This is a genomic window from Vibrio phycocola (assembly GCF_054404255.1).
Window position 1 is genome coordinate 348,024 of record NZ_JBTAMQ010000001.1, and the last position, 15,975, is coordinate 363,998.

Consider the following 15,975-nt stretch of genomic DNA (forward strand, 5'->3'; position numbering starts at 1 on the left):
GTAAGAAATGTCAGCATCAAATATTAAATCGACAGCATTAGAAGCTGAAATAACCCGTTCACAGGGGATGGGCAATTTTATTACTCAAGTGGCAATGCGTTACGGGTTATTACTATTAACCATCGCATTAATTTTGCTCTTTGGTTTTACGACCGATACCTTCTTTTCTATGTTGACGCTACAAGCGCTTTTAAGTGAAAAAAGTGTCGTAGCAATATTAGCATTGGCGGCGATGGTCACCATGATCACCGGTAAAATGAATTTAAACGTTGGATTCGCGGTGACGTTTTGGCATGTGTTTGCCATAACGCTCCAACAACGTTATGGCTTCTCATGGCAAGAAGCGGCCATCATCGTTGTATTGTGTGGTTGCCTTTATGGTGCATTTAATGGAGCACTTGTCGCATTTGCCGATATTGATTCGTTCGTTGCAACCCTCGGAACCGGCACGGTAATTTATTCAATCTCACTATGGCATACCGGAGGGCGTCAAATAGTTGGGGCTCTTCCTGAAAGCTTTTACATGCTTAGTGGTTTCGAGTTGCTAGGCCTGCCTATCGTCGTTTTTTATCTCGCTATTATCACTGTTGTGCTGTGGCTTGTAAGCGAATACACCACTTTAGGACGTAAGTTATACGCTGTTGGAGCCAATCCAGTAACAGCATCGTTGAATGGTATTAATACTAAAGCCTGCTACGTCGGTTCATATGTCGTATCCGACGGACTTATTGCCTTTGCAAGTGTTCTTCTTGCATCACACATCAGTATTGGTTCTTCTTCTGTAGGGCAAGATTATTTGCTGCCTGCATTAGTTGGCGCATTTTTAGGCTCAACCACATTTAGAGCAGGGCGTGTCAATGTGTGGGGCACAATAATAGGCGTTTCATTGGTGAGTGTTGGTATTTCCGGGCTGCAGCAGTTAGGGACTCCATTCTTTGTTGAGCCACTATTCAATGGCGCAATTTTATTGATCTCCATAACCTTGGCTGGTTTTAGCCAAAAACGTAAGCAAACGGCAACAAAAAACAACATAAAGGTGAAAAAATGAAGACGAAAATGAAATTAATATTTCTATTAGTAAGTGCAAGCTTTACTGGACAAGCTTTAGCAGACGAAGCATCTGATTATGTGCAGTACGCAAAAGAGGTAGTAGCTAAAGCGTCTTCAGATTCTGAAACGGCTTTCACTTTACCTAAAGGAGCAAAAGCCGTTAAGGATAAAACAATTATTTTTATCGCATCAGATTTAAAAAATAGTGGTGTTTTGGGTGTTGCTGATGGTTATGAAGAAGCCGCTGAAGCTATCGGCTGGAACATTCGAGTGTTAGATGGGGCAGGCAGTGTTCCATCGCAATCTTCAGCTTTTAAGCAAGCCTTAGCACTTCAGCCTGATGGGATTGTACTTGGTGGTTTTACACCCAACACCATGGTGCATACATTGAAAAAAGCAAATGAACTTGGGATTAAACTCATTAGTTGGCATGCTACACCTGAACCAGGCCCAATGGACGAGTATTTTATCGCTACAAATATCACTAGCTCGGCAGATGATGTTGCGAAAGTTTCAGCGATGTATGCCATTGCTAAGTCAGAAGGTAAAGCAAATGTCGTTATCTTAACCGATGGCTTATATAGCATTGCAGTACATAAAGCGGATGTTATGAAAGGGTACATTGAAAAATGTGCAGGCTGTTCAGTATTAAGTTACGAGGATACACCACTCGCAAATACTTCGGCACGTATTCCACAACTAACGTCATCTTTAGTGCAAAAACATGGTGATAAATACAACTATACACTCGCGATTAACGATCTTTATTTTGATTATATGGGACCAGCACTGCGCTCTTTAGGTCGTAAAGATGGTGATGGGCCTTATAACATTTCTGCGGGTGATGGTAGTCAATCTGCTTTCGAACGTATCCGTAACGGCAGTTTCCAAAGTGCAACAGTGGCTGAGCCGTTAAATTTGCACGGCTGGCAGATCATCGATGAATTTAACCGCTTATTTAATGATTTACCTGTGAGCGGATATGTTACTCCTGCTCACTTGGTGACAGCAGAGAATATTGATGAAGCGGGTGGGGATCGCAATATGTATGATCCAGAAAATGGCTACCGTGAATATTACAAAGCATCTTGGCAAGTTAAGTAAAATTTAGGGAGATACAATGTCATTCAAGTCTGCACTCGACTCTGAACTATCAGTAATAAGCAGTGGACATTGTTGGTGTGAGGGTGTGGCTTGGATGCCACACTCCTCTAAGCTGATTTTTTCCGATGTAAAACGTAATTGTCTTTATTACTATGATGAAAGCACCCAAGAAACGGTGTTGGTTACGGACCAATCCAACTTTTCTAACGGTAATGCTATGTTAAGCAATGGTAATGTTGTTTCTTGTGAGCATGGCCGGCGTTGTCTTTCGATACGCAAGAGTGATGACCTCGCAACTGCAACAGTACTTATCGACCGATTTGACGGGAAGCGCCTGAATTCTCCTAATGATGTGATCGAGAGAAAATCCGATGGAACGATTTGGTTTACCGATCCGCCGTACGGGATTATTAGTGATGATGAAGGGTTTAAATCTGAAAGTCAGATTATCGGCTGTTATGTGTATTGTTATGATCCCGTTACCCAGGTATTAACGATTGCAACAACGGATATTCAACGGCCGAACGGGTTAGTATTTTCACCCGATGAATCTATATTGTATGTCGCTGATATGTCGATTGTTGATTTTCCTACTTGTGGGAATAAGCATATTAAAGCTTTTGATGTGTCGGGAAATAAATTGAGTAATGGTCGATTTATATATGAAGTCCAAAATGGTATTCCAGATGGTATGACAGTGGATAGGTTCGGACAGATTTATTCTAGTTCAGCGGAGGGTATTTTAGTTATAAATCCAACCACTGGGCATCTTATTGGTCAAATTGATGTGCCTGAAATGGTATCGAATTGCACGTTTAATGAAGATGAAACTCGGTTATACATTACGGCATCAACTTCTGTTTATGCAATTGATATTAATACTCAATTGATATCAAAACTATCAACACAGAGCCATAAAGATTAGAGTCTTAATGCTGAGCTTTATTGGTTCACAAACGTAAATTTAACGTTGCTCATCTTTCACTAATCATGCGCCCGTTAGTATATGGGGCGCATATTATTCAATTTCTACACAGTTTTTCATGTAATTTAGTTTCAAAATTTAAGCTGATTAGGTTGCTATTTTTGCTATTTATGTAGTTAAATTACCAAATAAATTGACGCATATCTCATTTTTGTTATAGTTGTGACCTGAATCATATAAATGTGAAGGGTTACAATGAATACATCAGAACAAATTCCAGATTCTATTGAAGTACTTGAAAGTAAGGTTTCACCTGTACTTGAACTCGCGATATTTTTATTAAAAATGACCGTAATACTTAGTGCTACTGCATTCTTAGTTGCATCGGCTTGGTTTTAATTACTCCCAGTTTTTACCTTGCTAGGTAGAAATGAGGCAGGCTAATGTTTACATATACCTTAAAATAGCTCCTGTTCTATTTTTGTTGTGATTTTTTTAATTTCAGTTGCGATGGTCTGATAGCCTAAATCTTTCATTTTGGGAGTAAGTGCTGAAACACTCACTGCGTAAATAGGGGTACCATTTTTGTCACAAATGGGAACGGCGACGCAGGAAATACCCGCTTCATTCTCTTCATCATCTAACGCAAAACCGTTTATTTTAATGCTGTCTAAGACATCAAAAAACTGTTTTTTGTCTAAAATAGTATTGGCGGTTAACTGTTTCATCACATTAGAGTTTCTTTGCCAATATGACTCTCTTAGGTTTTCATCAATAAAGGCCAGTGAACATTTGCCTGCGGCAGAGCAATACTTTGGTGAATACATCCCCACATAAGTCCTTGTTCTAAATGCGGCGTTTTGTGGTTCAAGTTTATCTTTAAAAACAATTTTATCTCCTTCAAAAGAAAGGAAATTTACCGTTTCATTTAATGTTTCTAATAGTGTGGAGAGATAAGGTTTTACGATACCAATAACATCTGAATTCATCGCAGCCTGCCCCAGGTGCATTAATTTCATTGTTAAACGGTATTCTTTATTTGAGGATAGCTGAGTGACATAACCATTCATTTCAAAGGTTGCTAAAATCCGGTGGACCGATGATTTGGTCATTCCAGTCGCATCCGAAATTTTTTGTAAGGAAATCCCATTCGGAAACTGACCTAAAAACTCTAATACTGTCAGTGCTTTTGCCAATGATTTAATATGTTCACTCATGAAAGTCGTTACCAATGTTTAGCTATTTTGCTGTGAGAAGGTTGTGCCATCTGATTGTCTTCGCGACTCGTTAAAGCGCTTCCTACAATAAATGAATTCACTTTTAATTTTTTAAATAAGTGTAAATCTTTCGGAAAGATAGCACCAGTGCCATTTAATTCAATCTAAGACAAGCTGTTCATTGTTGGGTATATTTGAGCGTCCTTTGGCTGTATTACTATCTCACTCTCATACATCATTTATCAGCAAGGTGCCAAAAGATCGTTATGTATTTTTACCACTAATTTTCGTACGGGATCTCCTCGGCCATCTTCAATATTCGTCACATGAATGGTGTTTGGTGTAAACAGGTAAAAATGCCCAGGCAGTGCCTTTAGATAATTAAGAGCAATTGTTTCTGGACGATAAAATTGTAAATCACGAGTGTTATTGTACGCTTCTGCGGGGGTATGATTTCCGTTATCAATAGTCCAAGCCATCTTTTCGCTACCTGAAAGCACTATTTGTAAATCACTGTGGTATTTATGTACCTCTGGTAGTAATTCTGATTGCGGCTGTTTTTGGTATTCTAAAATAACAAACCATGCCTTATCTGAAGGAAATAAAGGTAACTCATGCCTGCCAAGTGCAAGTTTGCTTAAATCTAAGCTATTCAAGTACTCAAAAATCTGAGTTATACATTTGGGATAATATTGGTGCTCTATGGTTAGATTAATTGTTCCAGTTAACATGTCATGTCTGCCGTTGTCATGTTTCATTATTTAACCCCTATCTTCAAAAAGATAGGGGGTTCATATTATTAGGCTAACTTGTTTAACTTATTTTGACGCTGCTAGAATGTTATTAACCATAGTATCACCATTTTCTTTAATGAAAGTGGCCCAAACAGGCTTAACAGCAGCTTGGAATGCAGCACCATCTACATCACGATTAACTTTCATACCTTGGGCTTCGAGGTCTGCAATCATTGAATCTTCTTTCTCGATACTCAACTGACGTTGCATTGCAACTGCCTCTGAAGCAACCGTAGTGATAATTGCTTGCTGCTCTTGGCTTAAACCATTAAATTTTTCAAGGTTCATCGCGAGTGCAAGAGGTGAATAAGCGTGTTGGGTCATGCTTAGATATTTTTGAACTTCATAAAATTTGAACGACAGAGTTACGCCTATTGGATGGTCTTGTGCGTCAACAACGCCGGTTTCAAGCGCAGTATAGAGCTCAGCTACAGGAATTTGTTGTGGATTAGCCTCTAAACTATCGAACATATCATTCAATGCTTTAGAACCATTCACTCGCATTTGCAGACCTTTAACATCAGATGGAACACGAATTGGTCCACGGCTGTTAGTCATATTACGGTAACCATTTTCAGGATAACCAAGCCCTTTTAAGCCAAATTCTTCTAAGTCAGCCATAACACCTTGGCCAACTTCACCGTCTAATACTTTGTAAGCTGTTTCACGGTTAGGAAATATGAAAGGCAGCGTCAGTGCTGCTGATTCAGGCATCAAACCAGAGTAGTTATTTAGACCAACTAGTGAAATGTCCAGAATACCGGAACGGGAACCATCGATCATCTGTGCATCATTACCCAAAAGACCATTGGGGAAAATGTTAACTTTTACATCTCCGTCAGTTCGAGCTTCCACTTCTTTTTTGAAAAACAGAGACATATTTTGCTGTAAATCTGATTCTGGTGCCGCATGTGCAAGCTTTAGTGTTACAGCTGACATAGCCGATGACGAAAACAATGCTAATGTAGTAGTAAGACCAACAACTTTTAATAAAGACTTCATGTTATTTCTCCTGAGTTAAGCCAATGAAAACGATCATTGGCAAAATATAGAACTTAGTTTTAGCCGGTGATAAATTGCATCGGCACAATGATGATGCTAGGGAAGGCAATAAATATTGCCAATAGCACGAGATAAGCTGAAATAAAGGGTAAAACACCTCTAACCGCGGCAGACATTGGAACGCGGCCGACACCACAAACCACATTTAACACTGTTCCAACGGGTGGCGTTATTAATCCAATCGAACAGTTAATGACAAACATCAATCCAAAATAAACTGGATCAATACCTGCAACTTTAATTATTGGCATGAGCAATGGGACGAGGATTAAGATGGTTGGGCTAAGGTCCATTACCATGCCAACACATAGTACCAACAACATAATTACGGCCATTAATAGGCGTGGGCTTTCAACAAGAGGGCCGAGTAGCTCTGTCAATTGTTGAGGGAGTTGAGCAACGGTAATCAACCAAGCAGCAACCATTGCACAGCCGACTAAAAACATGACCATTGCCGTTGAGCGTCCTGCGGTTAACAGTATGTTGTAGAAGCCTTTCCAAGATATTTCTCGGTAAATAAATGTCGATACAAAAATGGCGTAAACCGCGGCAACAACAGCGGCTTCAGTTGGCGTGAATATACCGAAGCGGATACCACCAATAATAATAATCGGTAGGAATAAAGCCCAGATACCATCTTTAAGTGCAGCGATTTTTTCAGATCTACTCGCCTTTGGAGCAACATCAAGATCTTCTTTGCGAACTAATAGAGACCAAACTAAGACAAGGGTCATACCCATCATGATGCCGGGTACTATGCCGCCTAAAAATAGATTCTTAATCGAGATTCCACCGGCAACCCCAACCAGAATTAAAGGAAGTGAAGGAGGAATGACAGGTGCGATAATACCGCCCGATGCGAGTAATCCCATTGATGATCCTTCGGGGTATTTGGCCGCTTTCATCATTGGGTACAAAATACTCACCAAGGCCGCAGCATCAGCTACAGCAGAACCAGATAAACCGGCAAGCAAAACAGAAGTGAAAATCGCGACGTAACCTAATCCACCTTTGCGATGGCCAACCAGTGTCGTTGCGAGACGAACGATCCTTGCTGATAAACCACCAGAGGACATTACCTCGCCCGCAACTAAAAAGAATGGAATCGCTAAAAGTGGGAAACTATCAACGCCATTAATCAGTGATTGAGCAATGATATTGGCACTAAACAGATCCATGTGTAGCATCAATGCCATTGACGAAAGTAATAATGCAAATGCAACAGGTAACCCGAGAAGAATCGAGCCGACTAATACAACAAGAAAGATTGCGAGAGTCATGTTCTATCCTCTAAGTCAGATGTTAGAGCATTTGGGTTGATCACTCTGACGACTGCAACGAAGGCCATTAAGATCCCAGAAATCACACCTGCAAGATAAAATAATGCAGAAGGAAGGCCGGTTAACTGTGAAATGTTGTTCCAATTGGCCATCATTTGACGGAAAGACCCAATAAATAATAAAGAGACGGATATAAGGATAACTAACCAACAGATACGGCGTAGAAAAGGCACAGCACGTGGTAATAATTTTTCTGAAAATTCGGCGACAGCCAAATGTTCACCACGACGTAAAACGGTTACCGCACCGAGCATAACCACCCAAACAAGCCCCAACCGAGATAATTCCACCGACGGGCGCAAGCTAGATGAAAAGCCATAACGCAAGACCACATTTGTAAAAACAAGGGCAATCATTACTGCTAAGATGAATGCCATCAAAATATCAATGCTATTCCAAATCCAGGTTAATATTTTTCGCACAGGGTCCTCCTCAGCTTTTCGCCATTTAAGCCACTACTTTTTAAGATAGTGCGTCGCTAAAAAGACAGAGGCTTCAGCGTTGGTATGCCTCTGTCGCTCTAACTTACAGTGCTTGGATTTGTGACCAGATTTCTTGATGAACCTCAATGCCACCTGCTTCTTTATGTTTAGTAATAAAGGTTTCAATGTCAGAACCCGCAATCCTTACTGAGCCTGTTTCAGCTGGTTCAGATGCTAATACATAGTCACGGATTCGCTTCATTTCGGCGGAAAACTGAGTTGGCTCAATTGTTTTACTTAAATCAATGGCTATTAGAAATTGCGATATACCAAATTCGCCACCCATGTCTTCTGTTAATGCCGGTACAGAGTTACCACCACAAATAGCGGTTAGCATCATATCTAATACGATAGACATTGATGATCCTTTCCAGAAGCCCATAGGAACTAGACGCTTATTTTCCCAAAGAATATGTGGGTCTTTGGTTAGTTCTCCGTTGTCATCAAAACCACCTTCAATAGGTAGCTCTTTATCTGCAAGTACATAGTTTTGCAGTTGGCCATAAGAGTACTGTGACATAGAGCAGTCGACTAAGACGGGTGGATCTCCAGCAATTGCCATTATTAGTGGATTTGAACCAATACGATGATCTTTCCCACCCCAGGCTGGCATTACAGCAATAGAGTTTGTTGATGCAATCCCCGCAAAACCTTCTCGTGCCATGCGCAATACATAAGCACCACCACGCATCCAATGGTTAGAGTTACGCATGCCAACCATGCCAATTCCATGCTCTTTCGCTAACTCCATTGCACGGTCAGAACAAATGAGGCCATTTAATACACCGGGGCCAAAGTTACAGTCCCATTGCTCTAATGCACCCATGCTGTTTACGCATTTAGGCACTTCATTAAGTTTTATCTGACCTTTATCGACTTGATCGATAAAAACAGGAAAGCGATTGATTCCGTGTGAATAGGTTCCTTCATTGGCCATTTCGACAAATCCAGCGGCTAAACGCGCCGCCATTTCAGGCTTCATATCTCGAGCAAGTAGAACGCGTTCATATTCAGATTGTAATTTTTCAAGTGACACTAATGGCATAGTTTCTATCCTTTACTGAGCTTCTTAATGGTTTCGCAATGTGGAATTTATTATATCTATAATTCCATTTTATTTGCATTTGTTAATGGTTTATTCTGTGATGTGTGCACGGAAAATTAAATGTAAACTGTAAGTGTTTGAAAACAAACAAATAATACAGACTTTCTCTTTGGGTGTTGTTAATAAAATGTTATCAATCAAAAGGTTGGATAAGTATTCTGGTATTTCTTATTGTGGAATTGATTGAGTCGAATAATTCATTTTTAGAATTAATACTATTAAGGTGTTTTGATCATTGATGATTTAAATGAAGGAGGGAGGTGTCCCGAAGAGAGGTGCGATAATCAACTCTTCTCCTATTTCACATCGTCATGCAGAAGAAGAGTTGGATATTGTAAAAAGGCGGTAACTTATTTAGCGACGTAGGGTGTATGGTAATGATTTAGTTGCATTATCTCTATGGGTAAACTCACGCCAAGATCACAGGGTGCCCGCGTTCTGGGTGAACAATAATTGAAACCTCCCACTGGTATACTGAACCAATGACCTCTTTGGTAAGTGTTTCCCATGGTGTGCCATCAGCCACCAGTTTTCCTTGATTGAGGATTAAAATTCTGTCGGCATATTGCGCGGCGAGATTGAGATCATGCATCACGATCACAACCGATGCCCCCTGTTGCGTGAGCGATTTGGCGAGTGCCAACGTGTTGTGTTGATGGGAGAGGTCGAGAGCAGAGGTCGGTTCATCAAGTAGCAAAATTTTATTTTCACCACTTTGTGCTAGTTGAGTAAGGACTCTGGCGAAATGAACGCGCTGACGTTCGCCCCCTGAAAGGCTAGGGTAGAGTCTATCAGCAAGGTGAATAACATCGGTTTTAACCATGTGAAACTCAGCAATCTCAGAAATCTTCTTTTGAGATTCACTCAGCGTTAGACCGCCCAATTCGACGACTTCACGAACGGTAAAGTTAAACGATAAATTGCTCGACTGAGGTAAGACACCGAGTTGTTTCGCCAATTGGGCGCGATCCCATTGCTCGGCATTTTTTCGGAAATAAGCAATTTTCCCGTTTGATGGCGATTCCTTGGTCATAAGTTTTAATAGGCTGCTTTTTCCTGTGCCGTTAGGCCCCAATAAAATGGTCAATTCATTAGAATAAAGCTGTGTTGATACGTTATCTAAAACAATGCGGTCACCGAACTGAAGATCGAGATTTTGTACTGATAAGGCGGTGGTTTTCATGAAATGCGAGCCTTTTGCTTAATAAGAAGCCAGATAAAAAATGGAGAGCCAAGCAGCGCAGTGACGATACCGACGGGCATATCCAGTGGTGCGACTACGGTTCTTGCAATCATGTCGGCGGTGAGTAACAGCAACCCACCCATGATCATCGAGATAGGCAAAAGAGAGCGGTGATTTGGACCGCAGAGCATTCGACCCAAATGAGGAACGATGAGCCCGACAAAGCCAATCATTCCTGCTAGTGATACTGTGATTCCCACACCCGCAGCAGTCAGAAGAATTAAACGACGTTTTAAGGTTTGGACGTTAATGCCCATATGTTTGGCTTCGGGTTCACCAAGTAACAGCACATTCAATTTATTCGCATCACGATAGTAAAGTAAGAACAAAATAAGAAGTGTCGACCACGCTGGGATCAATCCCACCCAGTTTGCGCCTGCAAGTGAGCCCATTGTCCACAAAGAGAGATCGCGCAGAGCTTGGTCATCGGCGAAATAGTTCATGACTCCAAGGCCGGCACCTGCTAAGGCGCTGACCGCAACCCCAGCGAGCAGCATGATTGTCACTGAAGTGCCTGATGCGCTTGTTCCAAGTCGATACACGATAAGAGTCGTGACAGTACCGCCTATAAATGACAAAAGAGGTACTGTCCCAAAAAGCAGCAGGTTGGGATATTGTTCTGCCAAACTACCAAAAACGACAATGGCGAGTGCAGCGCCCAAAGCAGCGCCGGAAGAAACGCCAATAATGCCTGGATCGGCTAACGAGTTACGAAATAACCCCTGCATCACTGTACCGCAGAGCGCTAGAATCGCGCCTACAGATATGGCCAATAATGTTCTTGGTAGTCGTATTTGTTGAATCACTAATTCGACATGAGAAGCCACGGGCTCATCAAACGTTACTATATTGGGTAAAATGGCGCGCATACTATCAATGAAACTGATGTTCATCGGCCCAATCGTGACTGAAATGACGATTGCAGAGTAGAGCAAAACCAAACCAACGAGGAAAAGAACTCGTGTCGACATCCGCCCTGATACGATATTTTTCATGATTATTTGTCGTGTCTCGTTGCCGGTTAAGGTTGGCTAAATTGCTCTGCAAGGCGCTGAGAGAGTTGAATACTTTCTAAGCCAAATCCACCAATAAGAGCATGACTCGGAATTGGAATAATCTTGTTGCCTGCAGCCGAAGGGGTCGCGGCCAGCAAAGGAAATGCGTCTAAAATGCCTTTCTCTCCCCCTAAACTGTGCCATGCTCGGTCGCTGACTAATAGATAGTCTGGCTGCATCTCTACAATTGCTTCCATCGATGCAGGCTTGTATGAAGAAACATAATCACTGGCAGGGTTGTTGGCCCCAGATAGGGTTATAATCGTATCAACCGTTGTTTCCTTTCCGCCTATGTTGGCTGGTCGGCCTTTACTCAACATTAAAAATATCACTTTTGGTTTGTCAGTTAAGGTGTGGGAATGAAGCTCATCAAGTTGTGCAGATATTGTCTGTTTTAATTCGGGTGCATTGGCTTCGGTGCCAGTGATTTTTGCCACCACATCAATTCGTTGAAAAAGGTCCTCAATACTGTCTCCCGAAGGCACAACTGTTACCTCTACATTGCTTGATTTTAGAGTGTTAATCGTACTCTGAGGACCCATTTCAGAGGAGCCTATCAGATAACTTGGATTGAGAGCGAGTAGCCCTTCTGCGGACAGTTGTCTGTGATAGCCAACCTGAGGTAATTCAGTTCCCTCTATAAAGTGTTTGCTTGTCACATCAACCGCAACCAATTGATCGCTTGCACCCAGTGCGTACACCAATTCTGTGATTGCGGAACCGGCGCTAATAATTCGTTCGTGGGCCTGCACAGAGTAGTGAGCAAGAAGTAGGGAAAGTACTAAGGTGAAAATTTTCATTATTGAGATTCTTCCATCATTATGTTGATTGCATTTATTTGAGTTATTTGGAGAAAAGCCAACCGTTTAAGAATCATTTACGCCGATACGGATTTATCAGCGATTATACCTAGCGATTTATTGGGTGAGTCATTTACCACTATAAGGACTGCTTTTATAAACATTGACCAATTTGAGCAAGTTGTACCTTATGACCCAGTATCTCTTCCTCTGTATTTTGTCATAATACAATGCGAATGATAATAAGATCAATTATCATTTACATTTAAGTTTGAAAAAGATAGTATGCTGAAAAATGTCGCTCATGCCTTGTTTAGTAAGGGTTAGAAGGCTTTTTTTTAAAAGAACTTCAATAGAGTTTATTGATTTGAGAACACCTCTCTAAATCAATAACTGACATATTTGTTAAAAAACAAGAGCTTGGTAAAGGAGAATTTCTCAGTGGTAGAACTCACCGCAGCGCAATGCAAAATCGCAGTGGAAAAGTTAGTTGAAGAGCAGCCAGCTCTTTCAGTGGCAGAAATCGCGATTAAGTTAGGGATGTCGGAAGGTGGCGTAACGTTAGCCTTGCCACAAGAGTACGTAACTCGTATTCACTCAGAATATTGTCAGTTAATACTTGAGACGTTGGCTGACTGGGGCCCAGTGACGACTATTATTCACTCTGCGGGTTCAATATTTGAAGTAAAAGCGCCATTTCCAAAAGGAAAGTTAGGTCATGGGTATTACAACTTAGTCGGCGGGAACAATGGTGAACTTCATGGACATCTGAAGATTGACCTTGTCAGCTACATTGCTTTCGTCAGTAAACCGTTTCGGGGTGTGGAAAGCCATTTTATCGGCTTTTACGATATCCACGGTCAATGTGTCTTTAAAGTCTACTTGGGAAGAGATAAAAAGCGCCAGTTAATTCCCGAGCAAGTCGAATTATTTCAAACGTTAAAGCAGGAACTCAGTGATGGAAAATAAACAAGTAAGAATTCAAAACAAAATCGGTCCAGAAATAGATGAGTTTCGTCGCCTACAACAAACCGTACAGATGGCGACAATTTCGTCAGAGGGTTTTCCTCATGTCAGTTACACGCCATTTGTTTATCTACCCGATGGTTACTACATCTTGGTGAGTGATATCGCCAAGCATGGTCAAAACCTAAAATTCAATAATCAGGTTTCGATCATGATGATAGAAGATGAACAGAGTGCGAAAAGTATCTACGCTCGGAAAAGGTTAACTTTCGATACGACCGCTCATCATATTGAACGAGAATCTTCTCAATGGCGTATAGCGATTGACGCATTAGAACAGCGTTTTGGCGAAATTGTCAGCAACTTGAGCGAACTTGGCGATTTTCACATGTATCAGCTTATTCCGGATTCAGGACGTTTTGTCAAAGGTTTTGGTAAAGCGTTTAATGTTTCTGGTAGCGATATGGTGGATTTTGTTCATTTAGACCGTGGCCACACAAAAATAACAAAGGCCAGCTAAGTCTTTCAGTCTAGTCATCACTAGACAACTATAAAAAAATAGATAAATCAAGATATTGGATGAAAAACTATTTTCATCTAAGGGATTTGTTTGCCTAAAAAAAGGATAAAGGAATTAAAAATGTTCAATAAAACAAAGATTGCTGTTGTGATCGGTGGTTTGTTTGCGCTACCCACAATGGTGAATGCTGAAACGTCTATCTTAGAAGAGGTTGTGGTAACCGCGACTCGCACAGAACAAACTAAGAAAGATGTGTCATCGTCTATTACCACTGTTTCTTCTGAGACATTAGATAAAAATTTAGTAGGAGATCTAAAACAAGCGCTAACGTATTCTCCGGGTGTCGATGCTATCGGGTCGGGACGATTCGGTATTTCTGGCATTAACATTCGTGGCGTCGAAGAAAGCCGAGTCAAAATGATGGTAGATGGCGTTCAACAGCCGAGTTCATACAACCCAGGCTCGACAGAACAACGTAAATACCCGAATACTATCGAAGTTGATACCTTGCAATCGATTGAAGTGAACAAAGGTCCATCCTCCACATTGTATGGCTCAGATGCATTGGGTGGAGTGGTGCTAATGCGCACGAAAAATCCAGAAGATCTCCTAATTACTGATGAGAATGAACATCGATTTGGCGTTAAAACGGGATACGCTTCAGCGAGTGATGAGTTTAAGACCACGCTTAGTTGGGCGATGCGAAAAGACAAACTCGAAACGCTTCTGATGGCGACCTATTCACAAGGGCATGAAACAGAAACTCACAGTTCAGGTTTAGACGTAGAAGGCACCGAACGAGGTGCGGCAAACCCTGCGGATAAACAAGTAAGTAATTTACTTGGTAAAGCATTTTATCAAGTGAATGACACCCATCGAATTGGCGTCACGCTAGAGTATTATAATCACCAATATGATGAAGATGAGTTGAACTACAACGGTGTATCACTCGGTCCACAATTTACCTACACTGATAACTATAATGAAGATGTGAATGAACGTTTCCGAATAGGCTTCGAACATAATATGTTGATGAACAGTGCCTATGCAGATTCACTAGATTGGTCAATCGATTATCAAGATTCTCGCTCGTTGTCTAAAAATTACGACACTACGCCTCTTTACGGTTTCCGAATGAGAGAAAGAGACTCATCAGATAAGTCAATTCAACTTAATGCTCAACTTTCTAAATTGATTATCGCGTCCAATTCTTCCCATGAAATTACTTATGGGGCAAATTATGTCGGAAATGATTTTAGTCTTGATAATACGGACCATTTTTATGATTTAGGGACAGAGAGTCCGGGAAGCACATCGATTCCTGATGCTACAGTGACTCAGTTGGGTGTCTTTGTTCAAGACCAAGCGTATTTAATGGATGACAGATTAGTGTTAACGGCCGGTCTTCGTTACGACTCATTTACCGCTGACCCGTCGACAGATGCAGGCTACTCTACTGAGTTTGATAAAAATGAGGACAGCGCAATAACGGGTAAACTCGGGTCGGTTTATCACCTTAACCAGCAACTGTCTCTGTTTGGTCAAATTAGCCAAGGATTTAAAGCGCCAACGGTTTATGACTTGTACTATTCCTATAACCAAGGTGCCGTATTTGAAGCGAACCCTGATTTAAAAGCAGAAAGAAGTACGGCGTATGAAATTGGTCTTCGAGGTGAATACAACTCAACCAGTTTTGAAGTGGCAACTTTTTATAATGACTATACCGACTTCATTACTCAAGAAATTACCGGCCAAGATGGCGGAAGAGACGTTTACACTAAGATGAACTTGGATGAAGTTGAGATCTATGGCATTGAATTTGGCTCTAAAGTACGATTAGACCAAGCATTTAGTGCACCAGAAGGAAGTTACGCTCGACTGTCAGTGGCCTATTTAGATGGGCAGGATAAGAAAACGAAAAGCTCGCTTGATTCCGTTGCACCTTTGACTAGCGTCGTTGGCTTCGGATTGGACCGCGAGTCTTATGGTACCGCGTTAAATGTTAAATGGGTGGCGACCAAAGATGAATGGCAATCAGAAGAGAACGTAGACGCGCCGAGCTATACCACTGTTGATCTAACGGCATACTACCGTCCGATGAATGATTTAACCGTTACGGCTGGCTTATTTAATGCGTTCGACGAAAAGTATTGGCTTTACAGTGACCTTTCTGGGCGAACAGGTTCAGGGTTTAACTTGAACAGCATCGACAGCGTTTCCCAACCAGGGCGTAATTGGGGCGTATCAGTAGACTACCAATTCTAGTTGATACACCGTAACCTTGTTGCCGCCTGAAGTTTTAAGGCGGCTTT

The 15,975-nt window shown here is 41.4% G+C and carries 16 protein-coding genes; 7 read left to right on the top strand and 9 right to left on the bottom strand.

Annotated features, from left to right (window positions below; translation table 11 throughout):
• Window positions 1-7: 7 nt before the first annotated feature.
• The 4 genes from ACXJY6_RS01690 to ACXJY6_RS01705 all read left to right on the top strand — a co-directional run bounded on the left by ACXJY6_RS01690 (window position 8) and on the right by ACXJY6_RS01705 (window position 3,478).
• Window positions 8-1,048 (top strand): ABC transporter permease, encoded by a 1,041-nt coding sequence (locus tag ACXJY6_RS01690; RefSeq protein ID WP_456051418.1) that lies wholly within the window; start codon window positions 8-10, stop codon window positions 1,046-1,048.
• The gene (locus ACXJY6_RS01695) at window positions 1,045-2,154 is read left to right on the top strand and encodes a substrate-binding domain-containing protein (RefSeq protein ID WP_456051419.1); all 1,110 of its coding nucleotides are present in this window, start codon (window positions 1,045-1,047) and stop codon (window positions 2,152-2,154) included. The genes ACXJY6_RS01690 and ACXJY6_RS01695 overlap by 4 nt, the downstream gene beginning before the upstream one ends.
• A gap of 16 nt (window positions 2,155-2,170) precedes the next feature.
• Window positions 2,171-3,079: an SMP-30/gluconolactonase/LRE family protein gene (locus ACXJY6_RS01700; RefSeq protein ID WP_458767071.1), complete on the top strand. Its 909-nt coding sequence runs from the start codon at window positions 2,171-2,173 to the stop codon at window positions 3,077-3,079.
• A gap of 255 nt (window positions 3,080-3,334) precedes the next feature.
• Window positions 3,335-3,478, top strand: a complete 144-nt coding sequence (locus ACXJY6_RS01705; protein ID WP_458767073.1) for a hypothetical protein — start codon at window positions 3,335-3,337, stop codon at window positions 3,476-3,478.
• A gap of 59 nt (window positions 3,479-3,537) precedes the next feature.
• On the opposite strand, the gene ACXJY6_RS01710 is transcribed toward ACXJY6_RS01705, so the two are convergent.
• From ACXJY6_RS01710 to ACXJY6_RS01750, 9 genes are all read right to left on the bottom strand, one after another.
• Window positions 3,538-4,296: an IclR family transcriptional regulator gene (locus ACXJY6_RS01710; protein WP_456051422.1), complete on the bottom strand. Its 759-nt coding sequence runs from the start codon at window positions 4,294-4,296 to the stop codon at window positions 3,538-3,540.
• Window positions 4,297-4,538: 242 nt separating this feature from the next.
• Window positions 4,539-5,054 (bottom strand): NanQ anomerase/TabA/YiaL family protein, encoded by a 516-nt coding sequence (locus ACXJY6_RS01715; RefSeq protein WP_456051423.1) that lies wholly within the window; start codon window positions 5,052-5,054, stop codon window positions 4,539-4,541.
• Window positions 5,055-5,114: 60 nt separating this feature from the next.
• Window positions 5,115-6,092 carry a TRAP transporter substrate-binding protein gene (locus ACXJY6_RS01720; protein ID WP_458767075.1) on the bottom strand — a complete coding sequence of 326 codons (978 nt, stop codon included), beginning with the start codon at window positions 6,090-6,092 and terminating at the stop codon, window positions 5,115-5,117.
• Between the two features lie 59 nt (window positions 6,093-6,151).
• The gene (locus tag ACXJY6_RS01725; protein ID WP_456051425.1) at window positions 6,152-7,432 is read right to left on the bottom strand and encodes a TRAP transporter large permease subunit; all 1,281 of its coding nucleotides are present in this window, start codon (window positions 7,430-7,432) and stop codon (window positions 6,152-6,154) included.
• Window positions 7,429-7,914, bottom strand: a complete 486-nt coding sequence (locus ACXJY6_RS01730; protein ID WP_456051426.1) for a TRAP transporter small permease — start codon at window positions 7,912-7,914, stop codon at window positions 7,429-7,431. Before ACXJY6_RS01730 ends, ACXJY6_RS01725 begins: the two co-directional genes overlap by 4 nt.
• Before the next feature lie 103 nt (window positions 7,915-8,017).
• Window positions 8,018-9,019 (bottom strand): 3-dehydro-L-gulonate 2-dehydrogenase, encoded by a 1,002-nt coding sequence (gene yiaK, locus ACXJY6_RS01735; protein ID WP_458767078.1) that lies wholly within the window; start codon window positions 9,017-9,019, stop codon window positions 8,018-8,020.
• Window positions 9,020-9,488: 469 nt separating this feature from the next.
• A complete protein-coding gene (locus tag ACXJY6_RS01740; RefSeq protein WP_458767079.1) occupies window positions 9,489-10,262 on the bottom strand; it encodes a heme ABC transporter ATP-binding protein in 774 nt (257 codons plus the stop codon).
• The gene (locus ACXJY6_RS01745; protein ID WP_458767080.1) at window positions 10,259-11,317 is read right to left on the bottom strand and encodes a FecCD family ABC transporter permease; all 1,059 of its coding nucleotides are present in this window, start codon (window positions 11,315-11,317) and stop codon (window positions 10,259-10,261) included. The genes ACXJY6_RS01740 and ACXJY6_RS01745 overlap by 4 nt, the downstream gene beginning before the upstream one ends.
• A gap of 26 nt (window positions 11,318-11,343) precedes the next feature.
• Window positions 11,344-12,177 carry a heme/hemin ABC transporter substrate-binding protein gene (locus tag ACXJY6_RS01750; protein ID WP_458767081.1) on the bottom strand — a complete coding sequence of 278 codons (834 nt, stop codon included), beginning with the start codon at window positions 12,175-12,177 and terminating at the stop codon, window positions 11,344-11,346.
• A gap of 477 nt (window positions 12,178-12,654) precedes the next feature.
• Here ACXJY6_RS01750 and hutX point away from each other — a divergent pair, with 477 nt between their 5' ends.
• The 3 genes from hutX (at window position 12,655) to ACXJY6_RS01765 (ending at window position 15,928) form a co-directional block, all read left to right on the top strand.
• Window positions 12,655-13,146 carry a heme utilization cystosolic carrier protein HutX gene (gene hutX, locus ACXJY6_RS01755; RefSeq protein ID WP_456051538.1) on the top strand — a complete coding sequence of 164 codons (492 nt, stop codon included), beginning with the start codon at window positions 12,655-12,657 and terminating at the stop codon, window positions 13,144-13,146.
• Window positions 13,136-13,663: a heme utilization protein HutZ gene (gene hutZ, locus ACXJY6_RS01760; RefSeq protein WP_458767083.1), complete on the top strand. Its 528-nt coding sequence runs from the start codon at window positions 13,136-13,138 to the stop codon at window positions 13,661-13,663. Before hutX ends, hutZ begins: the two co-directional genes overlap by 11 nt.
• Before the next feature lie 120 nt (window positions 13,664-13,783).
• The gene (locus ACXJY6_RS01765) at window positions 13,784-15,928 is read left to right on the top strand and encodes a TonB-dependent hemoglobin/transferrin/lactoferrin family receptor (RefSeq protein ID WP_458767085.1); all 2,145 of its coding nucleotides are present in this window, start codon (window positions 13,784-13,786) and stop codon (window positions 15,926-15,928) included.
• The last annotated feature ends 47 nt before the right edge of the window (window positions 15,929-15,975 follow it).

Coding starts and splice junctions, on each gene's coding strand:
- yiaK (WP_458767078.1), bottom strand. CDS start 9,019: ATGCCATTAGTGTCACTTGAAAAATTACAATCTGAATATGAACGCGTT.
- hutZ (WP_458767083.1), top strand. CDS start 13,136: ATGGAAAATAAACAAGTAAGAATTCAAAACAAAATCGGTCCAGAAATA.
- ACXJY6_RS01710 (WP_456051422.1), bottom strand. CDS start 4,296: ATGAGTGAACATATTAAATCATTGGCAAAAGCACTGACAGTATTAGAG.
- ACXJY6_RS01725 (WP_456051425.1), bottom strand. CDS start 7,432: ATGACTCTCGCAATCTTTCTTGTTGTATTAGTCGGCTCGATTCTTCTC.
- ACXJY6_RS01690 (WP_456051418.1), top strand. CDS start 8: ATGTCAGCATCAAATATTAAATCGACAGCATTAGAAGCTGAAATAACC.
- ACXJY6_RS01695 (WP_456051419.1), top strand. CDS start 1,045: ATGAAGACGAAAATGAAATTAATATTTCTATTAGTAAGTGCAAGCTTT.
- ACXJY6_RS01705 (WP_458767073.1), top strand. CDS start 3,335: ATGAATACATCAGAACAAATTCCAGATTCTATTGAAGTACTTGAAAGT.
- ACXJY6_RS01740 (WP_458767079.1), bottom strand. CDS start 10,262: ATGAAAACCACCGCCTTATCAGTACAAAATCTCGATCTTCAGTTCGGT.
- ACXJY6_RS01765 (WP_458767085.1), top strand. CDS start 13,784: ATGTTCAATAAAACAAAGATTGCTGTTGTGATCGGTGGTTTGTTTGCG.
- ACXJY6_RS01715 (WP_456051423.1), bottom strand. CDS start 5,054: ATGAAACATGACAACGGCAGACATGACATGTTAACTGGAACAATTAAT.
- ACXJY6_RS01720 (WP_458767075.1), bottom strand. CDS start 6,092: ATGAAGTCTTTATTAAAAGTTGTTGGTCTTACTACTACATTAGCATTG.
- ACXJY6_RS01750 (WP_458767081.1), bottom strand. CDS start 12,177: ATGAAAATTTTCACCTTAGTACTTTCCCTACTTCTTGCTCACTACTCT.
- ACXJY6_RS01745 (WP_458767080.1), bottom strand. CDS start 11,317: ATGAAAAATATCGTATCAGGGCGGATGTCGACACGAGTTCTTTTCCTC.
- ACXJY6_RS01700 (WP_458767071.1), top strand. CDS start 2,171: ATGTCATTCAAGTCTGCACTCGACTCTGAACTATCAGTAATAAGCAGT.